The 25,955-nt window shown below is 60.3% G+C and carries 24 protein-coding genes, 5 tRNA genes and 1 pseudogene; 24 read left to right on the top strand and 6 right to left on the bottom strand.

Translation table 11 applies throughout. The features are described from left to right. Positions 1 to 92: 92 nt before the first annotated feature. Together PSUM_RS32700 and PSUM_RS32695 are read left to right on the top strand one after the other, a co-directional pair. A pseudogene (locus tag PSUM_RS32700) lies at positions 93 to 1,199 on the top strand (HAMP domain-containing protein); the annotation flags it as partial. Beyond that, positions 1,176 to 2,057: a methyl-accepting chemotaxis protein gene (locus PSUM_RS32695; RefSeq protein ID WP_414896150.1), complete on the top strand. Its 882-nt coding sequence runs from the start codon at positions 1,176 to 1,178 to the stop codon at positions 2,055 to 2,057. The pseudogene PSUM_RS32700 and the gene PSUM_RS32695, both read left to right, overlap by 24 nt. A 134-nt stretch (positions 2,058 to 2,191) precedes the next feature. Here the strand turns inward: PSUM_RS32695 and PSUM_RS24030 are convergent, their stop codons facing one another. Next, on the bottom strand, positions 2,192 to 2,950 hold the full coding sequence (locus PSUM_RS24030; RefSeq protein WP_020799685.1) for a hypothetical protein: 759 nt from the start codon (positions 2,948 to 2,950) through the stop codon (positions 2,192 to 2,194). A gap of 365 nt (positions 2,951 to 3,315) precedes the next feature. Between PSUM_RS24030 and PSUM_RS24025 the strand changes: the two genes are divergently transcribed. The 5 genes from PSUM_RS24025 to PSUM_RS24005 all read left to right on the top strand — a co-directional run bounded on the left by PSUM_RS24025 (position 3,316) and on the right by PSUM_RS24005 (position 3,881). Beyond that, positions 3,316 to 3,391, top strand: a tRNA-Glu gene (locus PSUM_RS24025). Positions 3,392 to 3,393: 2 nt separating this feature from the next. Further along, a tRNA-Gly gene (locus PSUM_RS24020) sits at positions 3,394 to 3,469 on the top strand. A gap of 104 nt (positions 3,470 to 3,573) precedes the next feature. Next, positions 3,574 to 3,649 (top strand) — tRNA-Glu (locus PSUM_RS24015). Positions 3,650 to 3,652: 3 nt separating this feature from the next. Beyond that, positions 3,653 to 3,728: transfer RNA gene (locus tag PSUM_RS24010), tRNA-Gly, on the top strand. Positions 3,729 to 3,805: 77 nt separating this feature from the next. Then, positions 3,806 to 3,881 (top strand) — tRNA-Gly (locus PSUM_RS24005). 68 nt (positions 3,882 to 3,949) lie between these two features. Here PSUM_RS24005 and PSUM_RS24000 read toward each other — a convergent pair. After that, the gene (locus PSUM_RS24000) at positions 3,950 to 4,588 is read right to left on the bottom strand and encodes a LysE family translocator (protein WP_083349650.1); all 639 of its coding nucleotides are present in this window, start codon (positions 4,586 to 4,588) and stop codon (positions 3,950 to 3,952) included. A gap of 26 nt (positions 4,589 to 4,614) precedes the next feature. After that, on the bottom strand, positions 4,615 to 5,241 hold the full coding sequence (locus PSUM_RS23995; protein ID WP_033045665.1) for a serine-tRNA(Ala) deacylase AlaX: 627 nt from the start codon (positions 5,239 to 5,241) through the stop codon (positions 4,615 to 4,617). 91 nt (positions 5,242 to 5,332) lie between these two features. Between PSUM_RS23995 and PSUM_RS23990 the strand changes: the two genes are divergently transcribed. After that, positions 5,333 to 6,331, top strand: a complete 999-nt coding sequence (locus tag PSUM_RS23990) for a LysR family transcriptional regulator (protein ID WP_033045668.1) — start codon at positions 5,333 to 5,335, stop codon at positions 6,329 to 6,331. Positions 6,332 to 6,464: 133 nt separating this feature from the next. Here the strand turns inward: PSUM_RS23990 and PSUM_RS23985 are convergent, their stop codons facing one another. Then, positions 6,465 to 6,872, bottom strand: coding sequence for a PA2817 family protein (locus PSUM_RS23985; RefSeq protein WP_008062898.1), 408 nt, complete (start codon positions 6,870 to 6,872; stop codon positions 6,465 to 6,467). An 81-nt stretch (positions 6,873 to 6,953) separates the two neighbouring features. Then, on the bottom strand, positions 6,954 to 9,401 hold the full coding sequence (locus PSUM_RS23980) for an acyl-CoA dehydrogenase (protein ID WP_033044779.1): 2,448 nt from the start codon (positions 9,399 to 9,401) through the stop codon (positions 6,954 to 6,956). A 248-nt stretch (positions 9,402 to 9,649) separates the two neighbouring features. Between PSUM_RS23980 and PSUM_RS23975 the strand changes: the two genes are divergently transcribed. From PSUM_RS23975 to PSUM_RS23960, 4 genes are all read left to right on the top strand, one after another. Further along, positions 9,650 to 10,309: a transglutaminase-like domain-containing protein gene (locus tag PSUM_RS23975; RefSeq protein WP_033044781.1), complete on the top strand. Its 660-nt coding sequence runs from the start codon at positions 9,650 to 9,652 to the stop codon at positions 10,307 to 10,309. A gap of 43 nt (positions 10,310 to 10,352) precedes the next feature. Next, complete coding sequence (locus PSUM_RS23970; protein WP_020799679.1) at positions 10,353 to 10,976, top strand: glutathione S-transferase family protein; 624 nt, start codon at positions 10,353 to 10,355, stop codon at positions 10,974 to 10,976. 132 nt (positions 10,977 to 11,108) lie between these two features. Beyond that, positions 11,109 to 12,041 carry an ABC transporter ATP-binding protein gene (locus PSUM_RS23965; protein WP_020799678.1) on the top strand — a complete coding sequence of 311 codons (933 nt, stop codon included), beginning with the start codon at positions 11,109 to 11,111 and terminating at the stop codon, positions 12,039 to 12,041. Further along, positions 12,038 to 12,817 carry an ABC transporter permease gene (locus PSUM_RS23960; protein WP_020799677.1) on the top strand — a complete coding sequence of 260 codons (780 nt, stop codon included), beginning with the start codon at positions 12,038 to 12,040 and terminating at the stop codon, positions 12,815 to 12,817. Before PSUM_RS23965 ends, PSUM_RS23960 begins: the two co-directional genes overlap by 4 nt. A gap of 815 nt (positions 12,818 to 13,632) precedes the next feature. Here the strand turns inward: PSUM_RS23960 and PSUM_RS23955 are convergent. Next, the gene (locus PSUM_RS23955) at positions 13,633 to 14,148 is read right to left on the bottom strand and encodes a DUF2062 domain-containing protein (RefSeq protein WP_033044086.1); all 516 of its coding nucleotides are present in this window, start codon (positions 14,146 to 14,148) and stop codon (positions 13,633 to 13,635) included. 136 nt (positions 14,149 to 14,284) lie between these two features. Between PSUM_RS23955 and PSUM_RS23950 the strand changes: the two genes are divergently transcribed. From PSUM_RS23950 to PSUM_RS23895, 12 genes are all read left to right on the top strand, one after another. After that, positions 14,285 to 16,519: a DNA internalization-related competence protein ComEC/Rec2 gene (locus tag PSUM_RS23950; RefSeq protein ID WP_020799917.1), complete on the top strand. Its 2,235-nt coding sequence runs from the start codon at positions 14,285 to 14,287 to the stop codon at positions 16,517 to 16,519. 98 nt (positions 16,520 to 16,617) lie between these two features. Then, positions 16,618 to 17,253: a MotA/TolQ/ExbB proton channel family protein gene (locus PSUM_RS23945; RefSeq protein WP_020799918.1), complete on the top strand. Its 636-nt coding sequence runs from the start codon at positions 16,618 to 16,620 to the stop codon at positions 17,251 to 17,253. Then, positions 17,250 to 17,678: an ExbD/TolR family protein gene (locus PSUM_RS23940; RefSeq protein ID WP_083349649.1), complete on the top strand. Its 429-nt coding sequence runs from the start codon at positions 17,250 to 17,252 to the stop codon at positions 17,676 to 17,678. Before PSUM_RS23945 ends, PSUM_RS23940 begins: the two co-directional genes overlap by 4 nt. Before the next feature lie 5 nt (positions 17,679 to 17,683). Next, on the top strand, positions 17,684 to 18,688 hold the full coding sequence (gene lpxK / locus PSUM_RS23935) for a tetraacyldisaccharide 4'-kinase (protein WP_083349648.1): 1,005 nt from the start codon (positions 17,684 to 17,686) through the stop codon (positions 18,686 to 18,688). A gap of 25 nt (positions 18,689 to 18,713) precedes the next feature. Beyond that, positions 18,714 to 18,899 (top strand): Trm112 family protein, encoded by a 186-nt coding sequence (locus PSUM_RS23930; RefSeq protein ID WP_003179363.1) that lies wholly within the window; start codon positions 18,714 to 18,716, stop codon positions 18,897 to 18,899. Then, positions 18,896 to 19,660 (top strand): 3-deoxy-manno-octulosonate cytidylyltransferase, encoded by a 765-nt coding sequence (gene kdsB, locus PSUM_RS23925; RefSeq protein ID WP_020799921.1) that lies wholly within the window; start codon positions 18,896 to 18,898, stop codon positions 19,658 to 19,660. Before PSUM_RS23930 ends, kdsB begins: the two co-directional genes overlap by 4 nt. Continuing rightward, a complete protein-coding gene (locus PSUM_RS23920) occupies positions 19,660 to 20,124 on the top strand; it encodes a low molecular weight protein-tyrosine-phosphatase (protein ID WP_020799922.1) in 465 nt (154 codons plus the stop codon). The genes kdsB and PSUM_RS23920 overlap by 1 nt, the downstream gene beginning before the upstream one ends. After that, a complete protein-coding gene (gene murB, locus PSUM_RS23915; RefSeq protein WP_033044088.1) occupies positions 20,121 to 21,140 on the top strand; it encodes a UDP-N-acetylmuramate dehydrogenase in 1,020 nt (339 codons plus the stop codon). Before PSUM_RS23920 ends, murB begins: the two co-directional genes overlap by 4 nt. A 248-nt stretch (positions 21,141 to 21,388) precedes the next feature. Beyond that, positions 21,389 to 21,859, top strand: a complete 471-nt coding sequence (locus tag PSUM_RS23910; protein WP_020799924.1) for a (2Fe-2S)-binding protein — start codon at positions 21,389 to 21,391, stop codon at positions 21,857 to 21,859. Next, the gene (locus tag PSUM_RS23905; protein ID WP_083349647.1) at positions 21,856 to 24,177 is read left to right on the top strand and encodes a xanthine dehydrogenase family protein molybdopterin-binding subunit; all 2,322 of its coding nucleotides are present in this window, start codon (positions 21,856 to 21,858) and stop codon (positions 24,175 to 24,177) included. Before PSUM_RS23910 ends, PSUM_RS23905 begins: the two co-directional genes overlap by 4 nt. Continuing rightward, positions 24,177 to 25,160 carry an XdhC family protein gene (locus PSUM_RS23900; protein ID WP_083349646.1) on the top strand — a complete coding sequence of 328 codons (984 nt, stop codon included), beginning with the start codon at positions 24,177 to 24,179 and terminating at the stop codon, positions 25,158 to 25,160. Before PSUM_RS23905 ends, PSUM_RS23900 begins: the two co-directional genes overlap by 1 nt. Next, entirely contained in the window at positions 25,157 to 25,747 is a 591-nt protein-coding gene (locus PSUM_RS23895; RefSeq protein ID WP_020799927.1) for a nucleotidyltransferase family protein, read from the top strand. Before PSUM_RS23900 ends, PSUM_RS23895 begins: the two co-directional genes overlap by 4 nt. Positions 25,748 to 25,955: the final 208 nt, after the last annotated feature.

Genomic DNA, 25,955 nt, shown 5'->3' with positions numbered 1-25,955 from the left:
GCTTTTTGCCATTATTCAGGCGCCAGAGTCTTGTGTTGATACGGGGCCGTTGCGACTCTGCTGTTACTGATAATGGCGGGGGACTGAGTGCAATGAATTCGGCCGTGCAAGGACGTTTTGCCAACCTCGGTATGGCAAAAAAACTGGGTGTAGGGTTTGCGCTGGTGTTGCTGCTGACGGCCCTGGTGGCGGCGATCGGTGTATGGTCGCTGCAAACCATCAGCCAGCGCTTCGACGGGCTCAAGCAGATGTCTTCGCTCAACAGCGGTTTGCTCAAGGTGCGACTGCTGGAGCAGGAATATGCCTTGCATGGCAGCCCGAAAACCGTCGATGCCCTGCACGCAGGCGTTGACGGCCTGATCGCCCTGGCAAACCAGCTCAAGTCAGCATCGGCGGCCAATGTACCGGTCATGAATGATGTCGAGCAGTCCCTGGGGGCTTACCGCAAGGCGTTTGACGAGTTTGTCTCGCTCAGCCAGGCCAAGGACCTGGCGCTGGAAATGGCCAGTTGGTCGGTGTCCAGCGTGGCCAACAATCTCGACGTCCTGCAAGCCGGGCTCGCCGATGACGGCGCTTACACGCTGAAGGAAACCGAAGGCAAGGACGGGGCCGCGTTCATCGAGCAAGCCAGTCAGGTCAGCCAGGTTTCTCGGTTGATGTTGCAAGCCATGAACGAAGCACACGTGCGTCTGGCCCAGAGCCGCAAGGGCGACGACAGCGCCGGGCAGGGCAAGATCGAGCAGGCCAGCCAGGCGCTGGCCCAGGCCGAGCAACTCAAGACCACGGTCAAGGATGAGGGTTACCAGACGGTCCTCAATGAAGTCACCGGCCATATCGCCAGTTTCAGCGACAAGCTCGCTGAGTACACCGGCCTGCTGGAGCAGGAAAAAACCGTCTACCAACAATTGCACCAACGCGCTGCCCAGGTGGTGGAGCGGGTGGATCAGGCCTATGTCGCCGAAGACCAGTCGATGCAGGCGCAACTGAAAAACAACTCGCTACTGATACTCGGCTCTTCGGTGCTGGCCTTGCTGGTTGGCTTGATTGCAGCGTGGGTGATTACCCGCTTGATCGTGGCGCCGCTGCGCACTGTGATTCGTGTGGCGCAGCAGATCGCTGCAGGGGACCTGAGTGCGAAGGTCGAGGTGACCCGTCGTGACGAGATCGGTCAGTTGATGGAGGCCATGCAGCAGATGGGCGCAGGGCTGAGCCAGATCGTCAGCGGTTTGCAGGCGGGCATCGAGCAGTTGGCCACTTCAGCGCAATCCTTGTCTGCCGTGACTGAGCAGACCAACCTCGAAGTCAGCAGCCAGAAGGAAGAAACCGAGCAGGTTGCCACGGCCATGAACCAGATGACCGCCACCGTGCACGACGTTGCGCGTAACGCCGAAGAGGCCGCGCTGGCGGCGCAAACAGCGGATGGCAAGGTTGAAAGCGGGCAGCAGGTGGTGCGCCAGAGTATGGTGCGGATCGAGCAACTGGCGGATTCCGCGACTTCGGCCAGTTCAAGTATCGAAAGCCTGAGCGCGGAAATCCAGAACATCGGCACGGTGCTCGGCGTTATCAAGAGCGTGGCGGACCAGACCAACCTGTTGGCCCTGAATGCGGCCATCGAAGCAGCCCGGGCGGGCGAGCAGGGCAGGGGGTTTGCGGTGGTGGCCGATGAAGTGCGGGCCCTGGCCAAGCGCACCCAGCAATCGACCGAAGAGATCGAGCGACTGGTCAGCGCCTTGCGCGCGGCGGCGCAGGCCTCGGTGCAGCAGATACAAAGCAGCGGTGAGTTGGTGAAACTCGCCGTCAGCGATGCACTGCAGACTGAAAGTGCGCTGGGGAGTATCGCGGCGGCCGTGTCCTTGATCCAGCAGATGAACCAGCAGATCGCCGCTGCTGCCGAAGAGCAGAGCTCGGTGGCCGAGGAAATCAATCGCAGCGTCACGAGTATTCGTGCGAGTGCGGATCAGTCTTCGCTGGCGATGCAGGGCAACGCGGCGTCGAGTATCGAGCTGGCGCAGTTGGGGGTTGAGCTAAAGGGAATGGTGGGGCATTTCAGGCTTTAATGCTGGCCTGACAGCCGCTAAAAAATCGCAGCCTGCGGCAGCTCCTACTGGATCACGTTTCATGTAGGAGCTGCCGCAGGCTGCGATCTTTTGATCTTCGTGTGTATTACTGCTTTTTTACGTTCGTTCTGTGATCAGTCGTAGATCACTTTCTTCTTCCAGTCCGCATCCGCCTCGACGTCCTTCAGGCCTTCGGTCAATTGGTTGACGTCACCCTCTACCGGAGCGATACGGTCCATGACCTGGTCGTTGGCGCGGGCCAGGAGTTTTTCCAGGTATTCCAGTTGTTCGGCGTAGACCTGGGGTTCCTGTTGTTTGCGCAGGTACTGCACGCCGCGTTCGAACGCCAGTCGCGCTTGGCCGGGCTGGTTCTGCTGCAGGGCATGCTGGCCGAGGTTGTTGAAAAACTCGATGTGAAGCAGCACAAGGATATGGCGCACTTGACGAATCCATCCCTTGGCTTCATTGGGTGGCAAAAAACCATCCTGGGCAGCGCGGGTGATTTGGCCGTGCAGGGCTTCGAGCAGGAAACGCACGTCCTTGGCCTTGGCTTCGGTCTGGATCGGTGCCGGTGGGTTGTTGACTGGAATTGATTCGCCCTGGCCAACCAGAGCCTCAAGTTCAGTAATCCGGGCCTTGAGGTTGGCGCTGGTCTTTTCCAGATTCAGCAGGCGTTGGCAAACATTCAGTTCCAGGCGCGTCAGCAACAGTTTAAGCGCTGGCGTCATCAACTGGCCGGGAAACGTCTCGGTGATCTCCCCACAGCGACGCAGGCGATCATTGAGTTCAACCTTGGTGCGGGCCCTCTCCAGCTTATTGTTTTCCACCACATGGTTGATGTAGCCAATGGCGATCAAGAGTGCGATCCCGGCTACGACGAGCAGGGTGATCATGAGTGGTGTCACCGGTAAGACCTCTTTATAGGGTTTGCGTGCGAGTGAAGTGGCCTGGCCTTCAGGCGCCGGCTCGGCGTGGCTGAAGGTTTATCGGCCGCGATCCGCGTATATAAATGCTGGCACTCTGAAGCATATTGCCATCACTCATGGCGTCGACTATAACGTCTTGGCGAGTGTCAGAATATAGGCGCCAGACCCCAGGCGACAGAAAAGCCGGGAGGGGTCGCAAAGCAGCGCGAAGTCATTGATTTAAATAAATTTATAACAGGGGGTTGACGACCTCTCAATCCATCCATAGAATGCGCGCCACTTGCAGCGTAAAGCGAACAGCGAAACGAAGCAGGGAGTGAATGTTGTAGTGTGTCCCCTTCGTCTAGTGGCCTAGGACACCGCCCTTTCACGGCGGTAACAGGGGTTCGAGTCCCCTAGGGGACGCCAATGCGGGAATAGCTCAGTTGGTAGAGCACGACCTTGCCAAGGTCGGGGTCGCGAGTTCGAGTCTCGTTTCCCGCTCCATTTTTAAACAGTATTGCCTTCGGGCGGTACTGAGTGAAACCAGAACCAAGTCTTCGGATGCGGATCTGGGCACCGAAACACACACCATGTGTTCCGGGCAGCGTGTCCCCTTCGTCTAGTGGCCTAGGACACCGCCCTTTCACGGCGGTAACAGGGGTTCGAGTCCCCTAGGGGACGCCATTTGCGGGAATAGCTCAGTTGGTAGAGCACGACCTTGCCAAGGTCGGGGTCGCGAGTTCGAGTCTCGTTTCCCGCTCCATATTTAACGAGAATGCCGCTCATTGAGCGGCGTTTTTGTTTGAAACAAGTGTTTGAGTCCCCCAGGGGATGCCATTTGCGGGAATAGCTCAGTTGGTAGAGCACGACCTTGCCAAGGTCGGGGTCGCGAGTTCGAGTCTCGTTTCCCGCTCCATATTTAACAAAAACGCCGCTCATTGAGCGGCGTTTTTGTTTGTGCGCGATTTAGCTGCTGACGCTGCTTTACATCGACAGGATCAACCGCCCGGCGAACAGAATCAGGACCACCCCCATGCTGCGTTCGAACCAGTGTCCCATGCGCATGAACAGCAACCTGACCCGGCTGCTTGAAAAGAACAAGGCAACGATCACAAACCACAGGGCATTCACAAGGCACATCCATGCACCGTATAGCGCCTGGATCTTCAGGGGTGTCGTGGCGCTGATGATCGTGGTGAAGATCGCCAGGAAGAACAGTGTGGCCTTGGGATTGGTGGCGTTGGTCAGAAAGCCTGTCGTGAACGCCTTCAGCAGCGTTTGCTCGACAACGGGTTGATCTGTCGGCTGATCGCCTTTCAATACGGATTTCGGCCGGCTGCGCACCAGGCTGACACCCAGATAAAGAATGTAGGCTCCACCCACGACCTTGGCCACCGTCAATAGCCAGGGCGTGGTATGCATCAGCGCTCCGACTCCGAGCAAGGTATACAGCACGTGCACGGAAATCCCCGCGCCGATCCCCAGTGCCGTGCAGATGCCAACCATTCGGCCGAAACGCACACTCTGGCGAATCGTCACGGCGAAATCCGGTCCGGGCGCGACCACGGCCAGAAAGTGAATCGTCGCCAATGCCAGGAATTCGCCCAGGTAATTAGAAAGCATTGCAACTCCAGAAGGTCGGGGGGGACTCAGTCCACGTGGTAGTGGACGGACAACGTGCCTTTCTTTTGCGAAAGCGACGCGATCGTGACCGCGCCCAAATCCTTCAGGCTACGTACATGGGTGCCGCCACAGCCATAGGCGGGCAGTTCGCCAAAACTGATTTCCCGGGCGCCTTCGCGCAGCGATGTCAGGCGCGGCAGGTCATGGGCGATCCACTGTTCGAGGCCGTATTGCACGGTCTGCGCGTCAACGTCCAGCGCCGATTCTGACGGTTTGAATTGCACTCGCCCTTCACCGGGCCAGTGATGCGCCTTGATTGGCATCCAGCCCATGGCCTGGACGAAGTGTCCAATCAGATGGCCGGCTGAATGCATGCGCGTATTGATCTGGCGAGGCTGTTCATCCACCCGAATCAAGGTCATGCCAAGGTTGATTGGCTGATCGACGAAATGGACGATCCGGTCTGGATCCTGGACTACGCGTAGTACCCGGCTGTCGCCAATCCAGCCTATATCACAAGGTTGCCCGCCGCCCTGAGGGTGAAACAAGGTTGCGCGCAGCACCACGGCAAATTCGTTCTCGTGAGGTGCGCAGTCCAGGACTTCCACATTGGCCTTGAGGTCATCACTATGGAAAAAGAGGCGAAGCGTCATATTCCATGCTCGTATTCAAATTTCTATTTTTTATTATATGAAGCGCGGTTTGGCGTGATAATCCGTTCAAACATCAAAGGACTGTTGCGTTGTGAGCATAAATCTTCCACTGCCGTTGCTGGGTGAAATGGCGATTTTCGTCAAGGTCGTCGAAACCGGCAGTTTCTCCGAAGCCGCACGCCAGTTGGGCTCTTCGCCCTCGGCTGTCAGTCGCAGTATCTCGCGTCTGGAAAAGGCCCTGGCCACTCGCCTGCTGCAACGGACCACGCGCAAGTTACGGTTGAGCGACGGTGGCGAGGAGGTCTTCAAGCGCTGTCAGGAAATGGTCAACGCCGCCCGGTCAGTGATGGAAATCAGTGGCCAGTTCACCGACGAGCCCGAAGGGGTGGTGCGCCTCAGCGTGCCGAAAGCGGTCGGTCGAATTGTGATTCACCCGCATATGCCGGAGTTTTTGCGCCGTTACCCCAAGGTGGATGTGGAGCTGTTGCTTGAGGACCGTCAGGTGGATCTGATCGACGATCACGTCGACCTGGCGATTCGTATCACCGACCGTCCGCCAGCGGGGTTGGTGGGGCGACAGCTGCTGAGCATCGACCATTTACTCTGCGCCACACCCCAATACCTGGCTGAGCACGGTACGCCGACTCACCCCCATGACCTGCTCAACCACAGTTGCATCTACTTGGGCGAAACCCCGAGCGATGCGCGCTGGAAGTTCAAGAAGGGCAGCAAATCCGTAACCGTCGGGGTGCGCGGGCGATATGCCGCCAATCACACGGGCGTACGTTTTGGCGCGGTACTGCAGCACATCGGCATCGGCAGCCTGCCGTACTTCACCGCGCGTCGTGCCTTGGAGAAGGGATTGATGGTGCAAGTGTTGCCGGACTGGACTTTCCTTGCGTCCTACCACGGAGGCGCGTGGTTGCTGTACTCGCCCACGCGATACCTGCCACCCAAGCTAAGGGTGTTGATCGATTACCTGGTGGAGTGCCTGGAGAAGGAGCCGACGTTGGGCAAGCAGGGCAAGTCGAGCAGTTCGAATATTGCGGTTTCGGAGTATGAGCTGCCCGAAAGTGAGGGGTTGTTCTGAGGAAAGATCAAAAGATCGCAGCCTTCGGCAGCTCCTACAGGGTGTACGTGATTTCCATGTAGGAGCTGCCGAAGGCTGCGATCTTTTGATCCTGAAAAAAGGCCCGCATGTTCAACCATGCGGGCCTTTTTCATCAGTGCTTGCTGTCTTGATTGGACAGGGACAGCAGCTGTTTTTCCTGGTTCCAGTCGAAAGGCTCGTCATTCTGTTCGGCTTCGAAGCGACGTTCTTCCAGTGCCTGGTACAGGTCGATTTCATCATCGGGCATGTAATGCAGGCAGTCACCGGCGAAGTACCAAAGCAGGTCGCGTGGCACCAGGTGGGCGATTTGCGGGTAGCGGGTGATGACCTGGCACAGGATGTCCTGGCCCAGGTATTGGCTTTCGATCGGGTCGACCGGCAGCAGTGCAAGCAGTTCGTCGAAGCGCTCCAGGAACAAGGCATGGCTTTCGTCGGGAACCTGTTCGGCCTCACCTACGGCGACCAGGATGCTGCGCAGATGGTCGAGCAAAACGAGATGATCGGCAACGATGTTGGACACGAGATAAGTCCTCAAGAGCAAAACGGGCGCGGGAGTATAAAGCCCCCGCGCGCATTTTCCCATGATGGGGCGCTGGATGGATCAGCGGACCTTGCCATCGGTCAGTGCTATTTCCTCTTTGTCGAAAGCATCGACATCGATCACTTTGCGACGTGCCACTTCGGCCTCTCGAAGAGTGTGTGCTTCCACCGGTTGCAGTACGCCGGCTTCCAGTGCGGCATCGATGACATTTTCTCCAGCGACCGGTTTGACCTGGCCGCTCTTGAGCGCCATATGCAGTTTTTTACGCATGGGTAGCGCGGCGTTCAACTGATCGCAGGTGTGCTGCAGGACGCCAACAGGGTCTTCGACCGATTGCGGGCGATAGCAACCCAGCAGCACTTCCTCCAGGGCCGGATCCCCCTTGGCGCGGCCAATCACTGCGGCGACTTCGGCGCCGAGTTTGTCCGAAGGCCCTTTGTGACGACGCCCGAACGGGAACACGATCACCCGCAACAGGCAGGCCAGCACCTTGCTCGGAAAGTTGTTCAGCAATTCGTCCATGGCCCGCTCGCCGTGACCGAGGCTTTCCTCCATGGCCCAGGTAAACAGCGGCTTCATGTATTCCGGCGAGTCGAGGTCGTTGTAGCGCTTGAGCGCGGCGCTGGCCAGATACAGGTTGCTCAACACATCACCCAATCGTGCCGACAGGCGTTCGCGCCGTTTCAGTTCGCCGCCGAGCAGCATCATGCTGAGGTCGGCGAGCAGGGCGAATGCGGCTGCCTGACGGTTCAGCGCGCGGAAATAACCCTGGCTGAGCTTGTCGCCCGGTACGTGCTCCAGGTGCCCGAAACCGAGGTTCAGCACCAGCGTGCTGGCGGCGTTGCCCACGGCAAAGCCGATGTGCTTGAGCAGCAGGCCATCGAACTCGGTAAGTGCCTGATCCTTGTCCTCCCGAGTGGCCAGGGCCATTTCCTTGAGCACGAAGGGGTGGCAGCGAATCGCGCCCTGGCCGAAGATCATCAGGTTGCGCGAAAGAATGTTCGCGCCTTCCACGGTAATGAAGATCGGTGCGCCGTTCCATTTGCGGCCCAGGTAGTTGTTCGGCCCCATGATGATCGCCTTGCCGCCGTGCACATCCATCGCCTGGCTGATGCACTCGCGGCCACGCTCGGTGAGGTGGTACTTGAGAATCGCCGACAGCACCGACGGTTTCTCGCCGAGGTCCACCGCGTTGGCAGTCAGCATCCGCGCGGCGTCCATCATCCAGGCGTTGCCGCCGATGCGCGCCATGGCTTCCTGGATGCCTTCGAAAGCGGCGATCGGCACATTGAACTGCTCGCGGATCTGCGCGTACTGGCCGGTCACCAGGCTGGTGAACTTGGCCATGCCGGTGCCCACCGCCGGCAGGGAAATCGAACGCCCGACGGACAGGCAATTCATCAGCATCATCCAGCCCTTGCCGAGCATTTCCTGGCCGCCGATCAGGAACTCCAACGGTACGAAAACGTCCTTGCCGGAATTAGGACCGTTCATGAACGCCGCCCCCAGGGGCAGGTGACGACGGCCGATTTCAACACCGGGCAGATCGGTTGGAATCAGCGCCAGGCTGATACCCAGGTCTTCCTCCTCGCCCAGCAAGTGGTCCGGATCGTACGCCTTGAACGCCAGGCCGAGCAGGGTGGCGACCGGGCCCAGGGTGATGTAGCGCTTTTCCCAATTGAGGCGTAGGCCGAGGGTTTCCTTGCCTTCCCATTCGCCTTTGCAGATCACCCCGGTGTCAGGCATGCCGCCCGCGTCCGAACCCGCGAGAGGGCCGGTCAGTGCAAAACAGGGAATTTCGTCGCCGCGCGCCAGGCGTGGCAGGTAATGGTTGCGTTGCTCGTCGGTGCCGTAGTGCAGCAACAGTTCGGCCGGGCCGAGGGAGTTGGGGACCATCACGGTAGAAGCCAGATCGCCGCTGTGACTGGCCAGTTTCATCGCCACTTGCGAGTGGGCGTAGGCCGAGAACCCCTTGCCGCCAAACTCTTTGGGAATGATCAGGGCAAAAAAGCCGTTGTCCTTGATGTAAGTCCAGGCCTCGGCCGGCAAGTCCATGGTTTGACCGAGCTGCCAGTCGCTGACCATGGCGCAGAGCTCTTCGGTCGGACCGTCGATGAAAGCCTGTTCTTCCTCGTTCAGTTGCACCTTGGGATAGGACAGCAGCTTGTTCCAGTCCGGACGACCGCTGAACAGCTCGCCGTCCCACCACACCGTACCGGCTTCGATGGCGTCGCGTTCGGTGTCCGACATCGGCGGCAAGGTTTTCTGGAACCAGTTGAACATCGGTGCGCTGAAGAATTTGCGGCGCAGGTCAGGCAATAGCAGAGGCGCCGCCACGGCGGCGGTGAGCACCCAGAAAATCAACAGCAGCCAGCCCGGTGCGCGGCTGAATGCGCCCATTGCCAGCAGAAAGACAGCCACGATGCCCAGGGCAGGCAGCGGCGCGATGCGACGGTGGGCTAAATAAGCTATCCCGACAACCAGAACCAGTATCCACAACAGCAGCATATTTAATCCTCCGTGAACCCAGGGCGAACCAACCCACAGAGCTTAGACGGCATCCGCGAAACGGGGTGGTCAGAGCGAGGTGATTGAAATCGTGGGAAACCCTGGATGATTGTGTAGGCCTCAGGTGCGACAGACCGTGAAAAATCGTTCATTGAGCGGGCGGCAAAGCGCCCATGTTTGGCCGAAACGTCGTTATCTCTGTGCTGAACCTCTCGCTAGACTCGGGGCTTGCCCTGGAGATTGCCCGCATGCATGAGTATCTGAGCCCCGGCCGCTTCATCGATAGTGACCACCCCTGCGTGGTGGAGTTCGCCGAAAAACATCGTGGCGCCAGTTGCGACCCGCTCCAGCAGGCGATCCAACTCTATTACGCCGTGCGCGAGGCGGTGCGCTACAACCCGTACACCTTCAGCCGTGACCCACAGACCTTGCGTGGCAGTTATGCGCTGGCGAGCGGGGAGAGTTATTGCGTGCCCAAAGCCACGCTGCTGGCCGGTGCCGCGCGGCATTGCGGGATTGCTGCACGCATCGGTCTGGCTGACGTGCGCAATCATCTGTCGACCCCGCGCCTGCTCGAATTGCTCAAGAGCGACGTGTTCGCCATGCACGGCTACACCGAGCTCTATTTGAATGGTCGTTGGGTCAAGGCCACCCCTGCGTTCAACCAGGGGTTGTGCGACTTATTCAATGTGGCGCCGCTGGAATTCGACGGGATCAATGACAGCGTGTTTCATCCCTTCAATCGCGACGGCGAGCAGTTGATGGAGTACCTGATCGACCACGGCCAGTTCACCGACGTGCCGGAAAAGTTCTTCTTCGAACACCTTGAAAAGTGCTATCCGCACCTGTTCGGCGAGCATCTTGCGCCGCTGCTGGGAGACATGCGCAGCGATTTGAGTCGCGCCTGATCCGGCGTATGCTGCCTGCGCATTCATCCATAAAGAGGCGGTCATGCTGAAGATCTGGGGTCGGAAAAATTCATCGAATGTCAGAAAACCATTGTGGGCCGCCGAGGAATTGGGCCTGGCCTATGAGGCCATTGATGCGGGCGGTGCCTTTGGTGTCGTCGATACGCCCGAGTACCGTGCCATGAACCCCAATGGCCGCGTGCCGGTGATTGAAGACGATGGATTCGTGTTGTGGGAATCCAACGCCATCGTCCGCTATCTGATGGCCAGGCATGCGCCGAACACCCCGTGGTATCCGGCAGATCTGCAAGCGCGGGCCAGCGCCGAGAAGTGGATGGACTGGACCACTTCGAGTTTTGCCGGACCGTTCCGTACGGTGTTCTGGGGCGTATTGCGCACCCCGGCCGATCAACAGGACTGGCCTGCGATCCAGGCTGCAATCAAGGAATGCGAAGCGCTGCTGGCGATGGCCGATCAGGCGCTGGCGAGCCAGCCATACCTGTCCGGTGACGAGATCGGCATGGGCGACATTCCCTTGGGGAGTTTCATTTATGCCTGGTTCGAGATGCCGATCGAACGCTCGCCACAGCCCCATCTGCAGGCCTGGTACGCACGGTTGAAAGAGCGTCCGGCGTATCGCAAGGCGGTCATGACCGCGTTGACTTAATACTCACTATCGACACACTTGACTGTACTTGTGCGGCGGCGACAAGCACCATTGCACTGATGCGCCGCGGTTGCATTGCTCGCCGCCCGCCCATATCTGTCCCTTTCTTCCCTTCTTGGTGCGTAATCCGATATGAGTTCCGCTCTGTCCATCCGGCAGCTAACCAAAACCTACGGCAACGGTTTCCAGGCCTTGAGTGGTATCGATCTGGATGTCGCCGAAGGTGACTTCTTCGCCTTGCTCGGCCCCAACGGCGCCGGCAAATCCACGACCATCGGCATTCTTTCGACCCTGGTGAACAAGACCAGCGGCACGGTGAATATCTTCGGCCACGACCTGGACAAGAACCCGGCGGCGCTTAAGCGCTGCATCGGCGTCGTACCCCAGGAGTTCAACTTCAACCAGTTCGAAAAGACCTTCGACATCGTCGTGACCCAGGCTGGTTACTACGGCATCCCGGCGAAAGTTGCCAAGGAACGCGCCGAGCAATACCTGACCCAACTTGGCCTGTGGGACAAGCGCGATGTGCCGTCGCGTTCGCTGTCCGGTGGCATGAAGCGTCGCCTGATGATCGCCCGTGCGCTGGTCCACGAACCGCGCCTGTTGATCCTCGACGAACCGACTGCCGGGGTGGACATCGAGCTGCGCCGTTCGATGTGGACTTTCCTCACCGAGCTGAACAAGAAAGGCATCACCATCATCCTCACCACGCACTATCTGGAAGAGGCTGAGCAGTTGTGCCGCAATATCGGCATCATCGATCACGGCACCATCGTCGAGAACACCAGCATGAAACAGTTGCTCGGCCAGCTGCACGTCGAGACTTTCCTGCTGGATCTGAAGGGCAGCGTGAGCGCGCCGCCACAGTTGATCGGCTATCCGTCACGCTTGCTCGATGCCCACACCCTGGAAGTCCAGGTGGACAAAAGCATGGGCATCACTGCGCTGTTCACTCAGCTTGCCCAACAGAACATTGAAGTGCTGAGCCTGCGTAACAAAACCAATCGCCTCGAGGAGTTGTTCGTGTCCCTGGTGGAGAAAAATCTGTCGAAGGTGGCGGTATGAGTTCCGAGCTGCAGCCCAACCTCGTTGCCCTCAATACCATCGTTTACCGTGAGGTCCGGCGCTTTACCCGGATCTGGCCGCAGACCCTGCTGCCGCCGGCGATCACCATGGTTCTGTACTTCGTGATCTTCGGCAACCTGATCGGTCGACAAATCGGCGATATGGGTGGCTTCACTTACATGGAGTACATCGTGCCGGGCCTGATCATGATGTCGGTGATCACCAACTCCTACGGCAACGTGGTGTCGAGTTTCTTCGGCAGTAAATTCCAGCGTTCCATCGAAGAATTGATGGTGTCACCGGTGTCGCCGCACACCATCCTGATCGGCTACACCCTCGGCGGCGTGCTGCGCGGCTTGATGGTCGGGATCATCGTGACGCTGTTGTCGCTGTTCTTCACCGATCTGCAGGTGCATCACCTGGGCGTGACCATTCTGGTGGTGGTGCTGACTGCGACCATCTTCTCGCTGCTGGGCTTCATCAACGCCGTGTTTGCGCGCAACTTCGATGACATCTCGATCATCCCGACCTTTGTGCTGACGCCCTTGACCTATCTGGGCGGGGTGTTCTACTCGATCTCGTTGCTGCCGCCGTTCTGGCAGACCGTGTCCCTGGCCAACCCGGTGCTGCATATGGTCAATGCGTTCCGTTACGGCATTCTCGGGGTGTCGGATATTCGGATCAGCATTGCGATTACGTTCATGGTGGTGGCGACGATCGTGCTGTACATCGGTTGTGCGCGGCTGCTGGTGAGTGGGCGGGGGATGCGTACTTAAGATTTTCAAACGATGGCGGCCTGGCAGCCGACCTATTGATTGTTGACGGAGTACATATCCATTCCTGCGGTAACGGCCACTTAGGGTTTCGCTCTTACAGCGAGTCACTTGGAAGAGCCCCAAGTAACCAAGGGCTCTTGCCCCCGGCGTTCGGTGCCTCGCTCCGGTCCTGCTCCGTGGGTCGCCGCGATGGGCCATCCTTGGCCCAGCGCGGCTAAACCGGCATCCATGCCGGTTTACCCACTGCGCAGAACCTCCACTCGGCCTCTCGATGGGGCAAGAAAATCAAAAGCAAGATCAAGATCAAACGCGAGGCGGCCTGATAGCCGACCTGATTTTGCGGGTGTACCCCCCGTAGGAGCCAGCGGTGCGGCGATCCGACTTGCCGGCGAAGAACGATAACGCGGTACAACAAACACACCGCAGCGCCTGGTTCGCCGGCAAGTCGGATCGCCGCACCGCTGGCTCCTACAAGGGATTGGGGTGCCTGGAAAAGATCAGGTCGGCTGTCAGGCCGCCTCGCTTTTGTCTTTGATCTGGGGCGCCCCGTTAAACCACGATGGCCGAACGCAGGCATTGCGCAGTGGGTAAACCGGCAGGACGCCGGTTTAGCCGCGTTGGGCCAAGGATGGCCCATCGCGGCGACCCACGGAGCAATGCCGGAGTGAGGGCATGCCGAGCCTAGGCGAGGCACCGAGTGGTGGGGCAAGAGCGCTTTGGTTACTTTCGCGCTTTTCGAAAGTGACTCGCCGTAAGGGCGAAACCATAAGCAGTCGTTACCGGAGCAACGGATATGCACACGATCAACCGGCCTCTCACATCCGACTTCGCTTACGCCGCCGCCACTGCCGCGCCACCCACCAGCGCCAATACATCATCACCAGGCAATAAGCCAACGCCCCAAGCACAACGCCTACCACCACCGACCCCAGCAAAAATGGCTGCCACAGGGTCGATAGTTCACCGCTGATCCATTCCCAGGTCAGCTCGTCCGGCAGATGCCGTGCGGGAACATCCATCAACCAGGCACCGGTCTGATAAGTACAGAAGAACACCGCCGGCATGGTGATCGGGTTGGTCAACCAGACCAGGCTGACCGCAATCGGCATGTTGCCGCGCACGATGATCGCGAGAACCGCAGCGACCAGCATCTGCATCGGAATCGGCAGGAATGCCGCGAACAAGCCGACTGCCATGGCCCGGGCGACGGAATGGCGATTGAGGTGCCAGAGGTTCGGGTCATGCAGCAGGGTGCCGAGAAAGCGTAAGGACTTGTGTTCCCTGATGCTGGTCGGGTCTGGCATGTAGCGTTTGAATAAGCGCCGGGGCATAAGGCTTCTCGGTCGATCAAGGTGGCAAGTATGTCTGGATTCCATGAGGCACCCATTCAGACTTTGTGACAATTGTTAACGACGGACGTGCGTCGGGCCGACTATGCCTAGGGACTGGACTCTCAAGGACGGGCTTATGCGCACAGGGATGATGGCGCTGGCGTTGGGCTTGCTGGCCTTGCGTTTTTTACCGGTGTTACCGCCGGTCTGGTTGTGGTTGTTGATGCCGGTGGCAGGCTTGATGTTGCTGCCGTTCAGGACGTATCCGGCTGCGTTTTTCCTGTTCGGCTTGAGTTGGGCCTGTGCCCATGCCCAATGGGCCCTGGATGATCGGCTGTCGCCGGCCCTCGACGGGGAAACGCGTTGGGTCGAAGGGCGTGTCAGCGGGCTGCCACAGAATGGTGAGGGGGTGGTGCGTTTCGAACTGACTGACAGTCGGTCACGCCGTACCGACCTGCCGCGACAGTTGCGTCTGGCCTGGTATGACGGTCCGCCGGTAAACAGCGGCGAACGCTGGCGGCTCGCGGTCAAGCTGAAGCGACCCGTGGGGTTGCTCAATCCGCATGCCTTCGACTATGAGGCCTGGCTGTTGGCGCAACGCATCGGTGCGACCGGGACGGTCAAGGCCGGGGAGCGGCTTGCACCAGCCCGGTGGGCCTGGCGCGACGGTATCCGCCAGAGGCTGCAGGCCGTGGATGCGCAAGGTCGAACTGGCGTGCTGGTTGCGCTGGTGCTGGGAGACGGCGCGGGGCTCAGCCGCGAAGACTGGCAGGTGTTGCAAGACACTGGCACCGTGCACCTGTTGGTGATTTCCGGGCAGCACGTCGGCTTGTTGGCGGGACTGGTTTATCTGTTGATCGCCGGGCTTGCCCGTTACGGCTTGTGGCCAGCCCGTCTACCATGGTTGCCTTGGGCCTGCAGCCTGGCTTTCGTGGCCGCCCTTGGCTATGGGCTGCTGGCTGGCTTCGAAGTGCCGGTCCGCCGAGCCTGCCTGATGATCGGCCTGGTGCTGCTATGGCGCCTGCGTTTTCGCCACCTGGGTGCCTGGTGGCCACTGTTGCTGGCGCTCAATGGCGTCTTGCTGATGGACCCGTTGGCGAGTCTGCAACCGGGGTTCTGGCTGTCCTTCGCGGCGGTGGCGGTGCTTATCTTCACGTTCGGTGGGCGCCTGGGGCCTTGGCCATGGTGGCAAACCTGGACCCGTGCCCAGTGGCTGATCGCTATTGGCCTTGGACCGTTTTTGCTGGTCCTGGGATTGCCGATCAGCCTTAGCGGGCCGCTGGTCAATCTGCTGGCGGTACCCTGGATCAGCCTGGTGGTGCTGCCCCCTGCATTGCTCGGGACACTTTTGCTGCCGGTGCCCTACGTCGGCGAGTGGCTGCTGTGGCTGGCGGGCGGCTTGATAGACTGGCTGTTCACCGGGTTGGCATTGGTCGCCGGCAAGGTTCCCGCCTGGGTGCCCGCGGCCATCCCGCTATGGGTCTGGGCCATCGGCACGTTGGGCGCCTTTTTGTTGCTGCTGCCGCGTGGCGTACCGATGCGACCGTTAGGCTGGCCTTTGCTGTTACTACTGGTTTTTCCTCCGCGGCCGGTGCTGCCCGAAGGCATTGCCGAGGTCTGGCAGTTGGATGTGGGCCAAGGGCTGGCGATCATGGTGCGCACGCGCCATCACACACTGTTGTATGACGCCGGTCCGCGTTTGCGTGGTCTTGACCAGGGTGAACGGGTGGTCCTGCCCGCACTGCGCAAGCTGGGTGTGAAGGCGCTCGACCTGATGTTGATCAGCCATGCCCATGCCGATCATGCCGGTGGCGCCCGGGCAGTGGCCAATGGATTGCCGGTGAAACGGGTGCTCAGTGGCGAACCTGCCGACCTGCCTGGCGAGTTGCAGGCCGAGGGCTGTGAGAGCGGTCGGCAGTGGACGTGGGACGGGGTCAACTTTCAACTGTGGCACTGGCCGCAGGCCAGGGACAGCAACCAGAACTCCTGTGTGTTGCAGATCGAAGCCAATGGCGAGCGATTGCTGCTCAGCGGTGACATCGACACCCACGCCGAGCGCGCGTTGCTCGCCAGCCCATTGGCCGTGCCTACCGATTGGTTGCAGTCACCGCACCACGGTAGTCGCAGTTCGTCGTCGATGGCGCTGCTCAACGTTCTACAGCCCAAGGCAGCACTGATTTCCCGTGGACAGGGCAACTCCTTCGGTCATCCTCATCCGGTGGTGATTGAGCGCTATCGACATCGCGCGATGGACATCTACGACAGTGCGCAGCAAGGCGCCGTTCATCTGCAACTGGGGCGTTTCGAACCACCGCGCTCGATGCGTCAAGAACGGCGCTTCTGGCGCGATCCGCCACCCTCGGGCAAATAACCTTGGGTGATCAAAGGCCGACCGGATGCGACATCACAGTCTTCGGTGAGCCCACCCCCTATGTTAGAGTGGCGCACTTTTTCGAGGGGACTGTCACTGTGTGGGAATTGGTCAAATCCGGCGGCTGGATGATGCTGCCGATCATCCTGAGTTCCATCGCGGCAATGGCTATCGTTGCCGAACGTCTGTGGACCCTGCGGGCCAGTCGCGTGACCCCGGAGCATTTGCTCGGGCAGGTCTGGGTCTGGATCAAGGACAAGCAACTTAACAAGGAGAAGCTCAAGGAACTGCGCGCCAATTCGCCGTTGGGCGAGATCCTGGCCGCTGGCCTGGCGAACTCCCGGCATGGTCGCGAGATCATGAAGGAGTGCATCGAAGAGGCCGCCGCGCGGGTCATCCATGAGCTGGAACGCTACATCAATGCCCTCGGTACCATCGCTGCCATGGCGCCATTGCTGGGGCTGCTGGGTACGGTGCTGGGCATGATCGATATTTTCAGTGCGTTCATGGGCACGGGCATGACCACCAATGCGGCGGTACTGGCCGGGGGTATCTCCAAGGCGCTGATCACCACGGCCGCCGGCTTGATGGTCGGTATCCCGTCGGTATTCTTCCACCGTTTCCTGCAACGCCGGATCGATGAACTGGTGGTCGGCATGGAGCAGGAAGCGATCAAGCTGGTCGAAGTCGTGCAGGGTGACCGTGACGTGGACCTGGCGGGGGGCAAAGCGTGAAATTCCGCCGCAAGCAACGGGAGAATGTGGACATCAACCTCGCGTCACTGATCGACGTGGTGTTTATCCTGCTGCTGTTTTTCGTCGTGACCACGACGTTTACCCGTGAAACCCAGTTGCGCGTCGATCTGCCCGAATCGGTCAGCGGAGCGCCTTCCGATGACCAGACCCGGCAACTGGACATCGTGATCAGTGCCGATGGCATATTCTCGGTGAACAACCAGGTATTGCCCAAGAGTGACCTGGCAACGCTGATGGATGCCCTGCAGAAACAGTCCAATGGCGATACCAGTCGACCGCTGTCCATCAGCGCCGACGGAAAATCCCAGCATCAGTCGGTCATCACCGCCATGGACGCTGCCGGCAAACTCGGCTTCAGCCATCTGCGCATGACCACAGTCGAGGCGGCGCCGCCCGCGCCTTGAAAAGCATGTCCGAACGCTTGCTCGCTGCCTGGTACCGGGGGCATCCGGCCCTGAAGCTGTTACAGCCGCTGGAGTGGTTGTACCGCCGCGTGGTCAACAACAAGCGCAAGCGCTTTCTGGCGGGCGAGGGTGAGATCTATCAACCACCGGTACCGCTGATCGTGGTGGGCAACATCACCGTGGGCGGCACCGGCAAGACACCGCTGATCCTGTGGATGATCCAGCACTGTCAACGCAGTGGCCTGCGGGTTGGCGTGGTCAGCCGGGGTTACGGTGCCAAGCCAGCGCAATTGCCATGGCGGGTCGAAGCGGATCAAAGCGCCGACATCGCTGGCGATGAGCCGCTGTTGATCGTGCAGCGCACCGGCGTGCCGTTGATGATCGATCCGGATCGCAGTCGCGCGGTCAAAGCCCTGCTGGACAGTGAGTCGCTGGACCTGATCCTGTCCGATGATGGCATGCAGCATTACCGCCTGGCGCGGGATCTGGAGCTGGTACTGATCGACGCGGCCCGCGGATTGGGCAACCGCCGCTGCTTGCCGGCCGGGCCGCTACGTGAACCGGTCGAACGTCTGCAAAGTGTCGATGCGGTGCTCTACAACGGCGCAACGGCTGACAGTGGCGACGGCTTTGCCTTCCAGTTACAACCGACGGCGCTGGTCAACCTGCAAAGCGGCGAACGGCGCCCGCTCGATCACTTTCCCGCGGGCCAGGCGTTGCATGCGGTGGCCGGGATCGGTAACCCGCAGCGTTTCTTCAGGACCCTCGAAACGCTACACTGGCAGCCAGTCCCGCATGCATTCGCCGACCACGCCGAATACAGTGTGCAGGCCTTGAATTTCAACCCGTCATTGCCATTGGTGATGACCGAAAAGGATGCGGTGAAGTGCCGTGCCTTCGCCGCCGCCGACTGGTGGTACCTGGCGGTCGACGCTGTGCCATCGCCAGCCTTCACGGCCTGGTTCGATACACAGTTGATGCGCCTGTTGCCGGCTCGTCTTTTGCCTTAAATCCGTTTCTATCCAGGGAATGTTCATGGACACCAAATTGCTCGATATCCTCGCTTGCCCGGTCTGCAAAGGTCCGCTCAAGCTCAGCGCTGACAAGACCGAGCTGATCAGCAAGGGCGCTGGCCTTGCGTACCCGATTCGCGACGGCATCCCGGTGATGCTCGAATCCGAAGCCCGTACCCTGACCACCGACGAGCGTCTGGATAAATGACTTCAGCCTTTACCGTTGTTATTCCTGCGCGCTACGCCTCCACCCGCCTGCCGGGCAAACCGCTGCTGTCGATCGCTGGCAAGCCGATGATCCAGCACGTTTGGGAACAGGCGTGCAAAAGTAGCGCAGAGCGCGTGGTGGTTGCCACGGACGATGCGCGCATCGCCCAGGCCTGTGAAGGTTTCGGTGCCGAAGTGGTGATGACTCGCGAAGACCACAACTCCGGAACCGATCGCCTGGCTGAAGTCGCGGCGAAGCTGGGCCTGGCACCAGACGCGATCGTGGTTAACGTCCAGGGTGACGAGCCGTTGATACCGCCGAGTGTCATTGACCAGGTGGCCGTCAACCTGGCTGCCCACACCGAAGCGCGCATGGCCACGTTGGCCGAGCCGATCGAAGACGTGGAGAGCCTGTTCAACTCCAACGTGGTCAAGGTCGTCAGTGACCTCAATGGCCTGGCGCTGACCTTCAGTCGCGCCACGTTGCCATGGGCACGGGACACGTTCGCCAAGAGCCTCGAGCAAATGCCCGAAGGCGTGCCGTATCGCCGCCACATCGGCATCTATGCCTACCGCGCCGGTTTTCTGCATGACTTCGTCAGCTGGGGCCCGTGCTGGCTGGAAAACACCGAGTGCCTGGAACAACTGCGCGCCTTGTGGCACGGGGTACGGATCCACGTGGCCGATGCACTGATCGCGCCGCCTGCCGGCGTCGATACCGTTGAAGACCTCGAGCGCGTTCGTCGCCTGCTGGAGGCCTGATGCGGGTTCTGTTTGTCTGTCTGGGCAATATCTGTCGTTCACCCACGGCCGAAGGCGTTCTGCGGCATAAACTGCGTGAAGCGGGGCTGGCCGATCAAGTCGAAGTGGCCTCTGCCGGCACCGGCGACTGGCACGTGGGCAGCGCGCCGGACAAGCGCAGCCAGGCGGCGGCAAAACGCCGTGGTTACGATTTGTCCGCCCAACGCGCCCAACAGGTCACCCGTGCCGATTTCGCCACGTACGACCTGATCCTGGCGATGGACAACAGTAACCTGCGCAACCTCATGGATCTGCAACCGCCCAAGTGCAAGGCGGAGCTGGACCTGTTCCTGCGCCGCTACCCGTCGCAGGTCGAGGAAGTCCCGGACCCGTACAACGACAGTGAACATGGCTTCGAGCACGTGCTGGACTTGATCGAGCGCGCCAGTGACCTGCTGGTGATCGAACTGAAGGAACGGTTATGAGTTTGCAACTGCGATCCCAGGTTTCGCTCAAGCCGTTCAACAGCTTTGGAGTGGATGTCCAGGCCCGTCTTTTTGCCGAGGCCCATAGCGACGCCGATGTGCGTGAGGCCCTGGCCTATGCGCGGGAACACCAGGTGCCCTTGCTGGTGATCGGCGGTGGCAGCAACTTGCTGCTGACCGCTGACATTGAGTCGATGGTACTGCGCATGGCCACCCGCGGAATACGCGTGATCAGCGACGATGGCAGCAAAGTCGTGATCGAGGCCGAGGCGGGCGAGCCCTGGCATCCATTCGTGCAACACACCTTGGTGCAGGGCTTGTCAGGCCTGGAAAACCTCAGCCTGATTCCTGGCACCGTTGGCGCGGCCCCCATGCAGAACATCGGCGCCTATGGCGTGGAAATCAAGGATGTGTTCGCCGGCCTGACCGCCCTGGATCGCCAGACCGGCGAACTGCGCGACTTCAGTCTGCAAGAGTGCAACTTCGCTTACCGCGACAGCGTGTTCAAACAGGAGCCTGGGCGCTGGTTGATCCTGCGCGTGCGTTTCACCCTCGATCGCACCGCCCACCTGCATCTGGAGTACGGTCCTGTACGTCAGCGCCTGACCGAGCAGGGCATCGATCATCCGACGGCCACGGACGTCAGTCAGGCCATTTGCAGCATTCGCAACGAGAAGCTTCCGGACCCGGCGGTGCTCGGCAATGCCGGCAGCTTTTTCAAAAACCCCTTGGTCCCAGCGGCACTGGTCGCACAGCTCAAGGGTGAATACCCGGACCTGGTGGCCTACGCGCAACCCGACGGGCAGATGAAGCTGGCTGCCGGCTGGTTGATCGAGCGGGCAGGGTGGAAAGGCTTCCGCGATGCCGATGCAGGCGTGCATAAAATGCAGGCACTGGTGCTGGTCAATTACGGCAGTGCGACGGGGCTGCAATTGCTGCACCTGGCGCAGCGGATCCAGAAAGACATTTCAGAACGTTTCCATGTCGACCTGGAAATGGAGCCGAACCGCTATTGAGGCTACGCTTTCAAGGTGGACTTCAAAGCCCTGCACTGATGAAAAGTGCAGGGCTTTTTTGTTAATGCTGGGTTAACTGAGCGAGCTAACGATACATTGCATTTGTTCCATCAAAGGCCCGGTGCAGACGTCTCCGTCCGGCATAAGAGAGCCCTATTAGCCTGAGTAGATCTGCGTTATGCCAACCGCCGACCTCCCGGTGGCAGATTGCTCGACCCCATGACCTTTATAACTATGCGGGCGTGCCCATGATTACCCTGAAACTCAACGGTCAAGACCATCCACTCGATGTCACCGAGGATATGCCCTTGCTCTGGGCAATTCGCGACGTGGCCGGTTACAACGGCACCAAGTTTGGCTGTGGCATGGGCCTTTGCGGCGCCTGCACGATTCATATCGAAGGTGCTCCGGCGCGCAGTTGCATCACGCCGGTTGGCTCGGTCGTCGGCCAGAATGTCACCACCATCGACAACCTTCACGCCGACCCGGTCGGCAAAGTCGTGCAGCAAGCCTGGCTCGATACGGCCGTGGCTCAATGCGGTTACTGCCAGGGTGGGCAGATCATGTCCGCCACTGCGCTGCTCAAGACCAATCCCGACCCCAGCGATGAACAGATCGAAGAGGCGATGGTTGGCAACATCTGCCGCTGCGGCACCTACAACCGTATCAAGACCGCCATTCGCCAGGCATCCACTCACCTGAAGGAGGCCAAGGCATGAGCCGGTTACCGAATGATTTCGCCCTGAGCAACCTCAGTCGGCGGGGCTTCCTCAAGGGCGTGGGCGCCACCAGTGCGCTGGTGGTTGCCGCGAGTTGGGGCTGGCAAGACGCGTTTGCCGAAGAGGCGCAGAAAAAGTTTGGTGCCGATGGCATGCCCAATGGCTGGATCGACGATCCCAAGGTTTATGTGAGCATCGCCACTGATGGCACGGTGACGGTTGTCTGCAACCGTTCGGAAATGGGCCAGGGTGTACGGACCAGCCTGACCATGGTGGTGGCCGACGAGCTGGAAGCCGATTGGGCGCGGGTCAAGGTGCAACAGGCGCCGGGCGATGAAGTGCGGTTCGGCAACCAGGACACCGATGGTTCGCGCAGCATGCGTCACTGGTACGAACCGATGCGCCGCTGTGGCGCCGCCGCCCGGACCATGCTGGAACAGGCCGCCGCCGACCAGTGGAAAGTGCCGGTTGGCGAATGCCATGCGCAGCTGCATAAAGTCATCCATAAGCCTTCCGGTCGCGAACTGGAGTATGGCGCTCTGGCCGCCGCAGCCGGCGCCTTGGCCGTGCCGGCCCGGGACAGCTTGCGACTCAAGCAGCCCTCGGAGTTTCGCTACATCGGCAAGGAAGGCACCAGGGCCATCGATGGCGACGATATCGTCAACGGCCGCGCGGTATACGGCGCAGACGTGCATTTCGATGGCATGCTGTTCGCCGTCATTGCCCGGCCGGCGGTATATGGCGGCAAGGTCAAGAGCTTCGATGGCAGCGCTGCGATGAAAGTGCCGGGAGTGGTCAAGGTCATCCAGATTGAAAGCCGTCCACTGCCCTCGGAGTTTCAACCCCTGGGCGGCATCGCGGTGGTGGCCAACAACACTTGGGCGGCGATCAAGGGTCGCGATGCGTTGAAAATCGAATGGGACGACGGCCCCAACGCCAGCTACGACTCGATCGCGTACCGCAAGGAACTCGAGGCCGCTTCGCTCAAGCCGGGCAAAGTGGTGCGCAATACCGGCAATATCGACGACGCCATGGCCAATGCCGCCAGCATGCTGGAAGCCTCCTACTATTTGCCACACCTGTCACAATCGCCAATGGAGCCGATGGTTGCCATCGCTCGCTACAAGGACGGTGTGTGCCAAGCCTGGGGGCCAAGCCAGGCGCCACAGGTCACCCGCGAGCGGATCGGCGAACGCCTGGGCGTGCCATTCGATAAAGTCACCTTCAACGTGACGTTGCTGGGCGGGGGCTTCGGGCGCAAGTCCAAACCTGACTTCATTATCGAAGCGGCCATCCTGGCCAAGGAGTTCCCCGGCAAGGCGGTGCGGGTGCAATGGACCCGTGAAGACGATATTCACTGTTCCTATTTTCACACGGTGTCGGCCGAATACCTCAAGGCCAGCCTGAACAAGGACGGCTTGCCCTCCGGCTGGCTGCACCGCACGGTGGCGCCGAGCATTACCGCGTTGTTCGCGCCGGGCATGAACCATGAGGCCGCCTTCGAACTGGGGATGGGCTTCACCAACATGGCCTACGCAATTCCCAACATTCGCCTGGAAAACCCCGAGGCCACCGTCCATACGCGGGTTGGCTGGTATCGCTCGGTATCGAACATCCCCCACGGTTTTGCGATCCAGAGCTTCATCGATGAACTGGCGCACAAGGCCGGAGAAGACCCGCTCAAGTACCAGGTCAGATTGCTCGGCCCCGACCGTCAGATCGATCCGCGGACCTTGAGTGAAGAATGGAACTACGGTGAATCGCCCGAGCGTTATCCGATCGATACCGCTCGCCTGCGCACGGTACTGGAAACTGCCGCGAAGGCCGCCGGTTGGGGACGTGAGTTGCCCAAGGGCCGAGGCCTGGGCCTGGCGGTGCATTACAGTTTCGTGACCTACGTGGCGGCAGTGATTGAAGTCGAAGTCAAGGACGATGGCACCTTGATCGTGCACAAAGCTGACATTGCCGTGGATTGCGGGCCGCAGATCAACCCCGAGCGGATTCGTTCGCAGTTCGAAGGTGCCTGCGTCATGGGCCTGGGCAATGCGGTGCTGGGCGAAATCAGCTTCAAGGATGGCAAGGTCCAGCAGGACAACTTCCACATGTACGAAGTGGCGCGCATGTCCCTGGCGCCCAGGGAGGTCGCGGTGCACCTGGTAACGCCGCCGGGCAACGTGCCGTTGGGCGGTGTCGGTGAACCGGGTGTGCCACCGATTGCCCCGGCACTGTGCAATGCGATCTTCGCCGCCACCGGCAAGCGTATCCGCAGCCTGCCGGTCCGTTATCAATTGCAGGGTTGGCAGAAGGTCGAGGTGTGATGGACAGTGCCGATCTCAATGTCCTGCGCAGCGTGCTGGAATGGCGTCGCGCTGGCCAGCGGGTGATGTTGTACAGCGTCGTGCAGACCTGGGGTACTGCGCCCCGGGCGCCTGGCGCAATGCTGGCATTGCGCGAGGACGGCGTGGTGATTGGCTCGGTGTCCGGTGGTTGTGTCGAAGACGACCTGATTGCCCGTTTGCATGACGGTCGCATTGCGGCCGACGGACCGCCGGTGCAACTGATCACCTATGGCGTCACCCGAGAGGAGGCGGCACGCTTCGGTTTGCCCTGCGGCGGCACTTTGCGTTTGACCGAGGAGCGCGTTGGCGATCCTGCGTGGGTCGCGGAGTTGCTGGCGCGCTGCGAAGGCCATGAAATCGTCGCGCGTTCGCTGGATATCGCGACCGGGGAAGTCATTTTGCAGCCCGCCACCAAGACCGATGTGCTGGCTTTCGATGGCCAGACCCTGCGGGCCGTTTATGGCCCGCGTTGGCGCTTGTTGTTGATTGGCGCCGGGCAGTTGTCTCGCTTTGTCGCCGAGATGGCGCGGCTGCTGGATTTTGAAGTGCTGATTTGCGATCCGCGCAGCGAATTCGTCTACGGCTGGGAGGAACAGCACGGTCGATTTGTCTCGGGCATGCCCGATGAGGCGGTAGTGAACATCCAGACCGACGAGCGCACGGCTATCGTTGCGCTGACTCATGATCCGCGCCTGGATGATATGGCCTTGCTGACGGCCCTCGACTCCCGGGCCTTTTATGTTGGCGCACTCGGCTCCCGGGTCAACAGCCAAAAGCGCCGGGACAACCTGGCTCTGCTCGGTCTGTCGCAACAGGCCATCGGGCGGTTGCACGGCCCGGTCGGCTTGCACATTGGCAGCCACAGCCCGGCGGAAATCGCCTTGTCGCTGATGGCAGAGATTGTGGCGATCAAGAATGGTATCGAGCTCAAGCAGAAGAAACCGCTGCGGGAGGGTGTATGAGTCAATCCATCGGGGTGATCGTGTTGGCGGCGGGGCAGGGCAATCGTTTCCGACAAGTCGCGGGCGACGACAAGGACAAGCTGCTGGCTGACTGCATGGGGCGTGATGGCGCGGTTCGATCGGTCATCGAGCAAGTCCTGGTGAATCTACCTTCCGCGCTGGATAAGCGCTTTCTGGTGACCACGGCCGATCGTCCGCAAGTAAGTCGCATGGGCAAGGCCTATGGCTGTGAGATTGTCCTGATCGAAACGACCGGAATGGGCGACAGCATTGCGACAGGGGTGGCGGCAGGCGCTCAACTTGATGGTTGGCTGATGGTGCTGGGAGATATGCCGTTCATCCTGCCATCGAGTATCGAACGCGTTGTGGATCAGATAGCCGATGACTGCGTCAGCGTGCCGGTACAGGAGGGTGAGTACGGGCATCCGGTGGGCTTTGGACGCAGTTTTGCTCCGGGATTGATGGCGTTATCAGGCGATCGCGGCGCCAAGGGGTTGTTTGCTCAGGGACGGGTGGTGGAAGTGAGGGTGGATGACCCCGGTGTGTTGTGGGATGTGGATGTGCCTGAGAAGCTGACCTTCAAATAATCGCAGATTCTCTGTAGGAGCGAGCATGTCGAATCGTCGCACCGTCGCGATGGACGTCAACGATGACGCGGGGAACCTGGATACACGCGGTGCATTTGAGATCATCGCGAGCATGCTCGCTCCTACAGAGGTATAAACGATCATGTTTCCCAGGGTTGTGTGAAGAACCAAAAAAAAAGCCCCGCCCGGGTTCACCGGGCGGGGCTTT

Source organism: Pseudomonas umsongensis (genome assembly GCF_002236105.1).
Classification (GTDB): Bacteria; Pseudomonadota; Gammaproteobacteria; order Pseudomonadales; family Pseudomonadaceae; genus Aquipseudomonas; species Aquipseudomonas umsongensis.
Note: the sequence above shows the minus strand (reverse complement) of the source record. Positions and strands in the feature narration are given on the sequence as shown.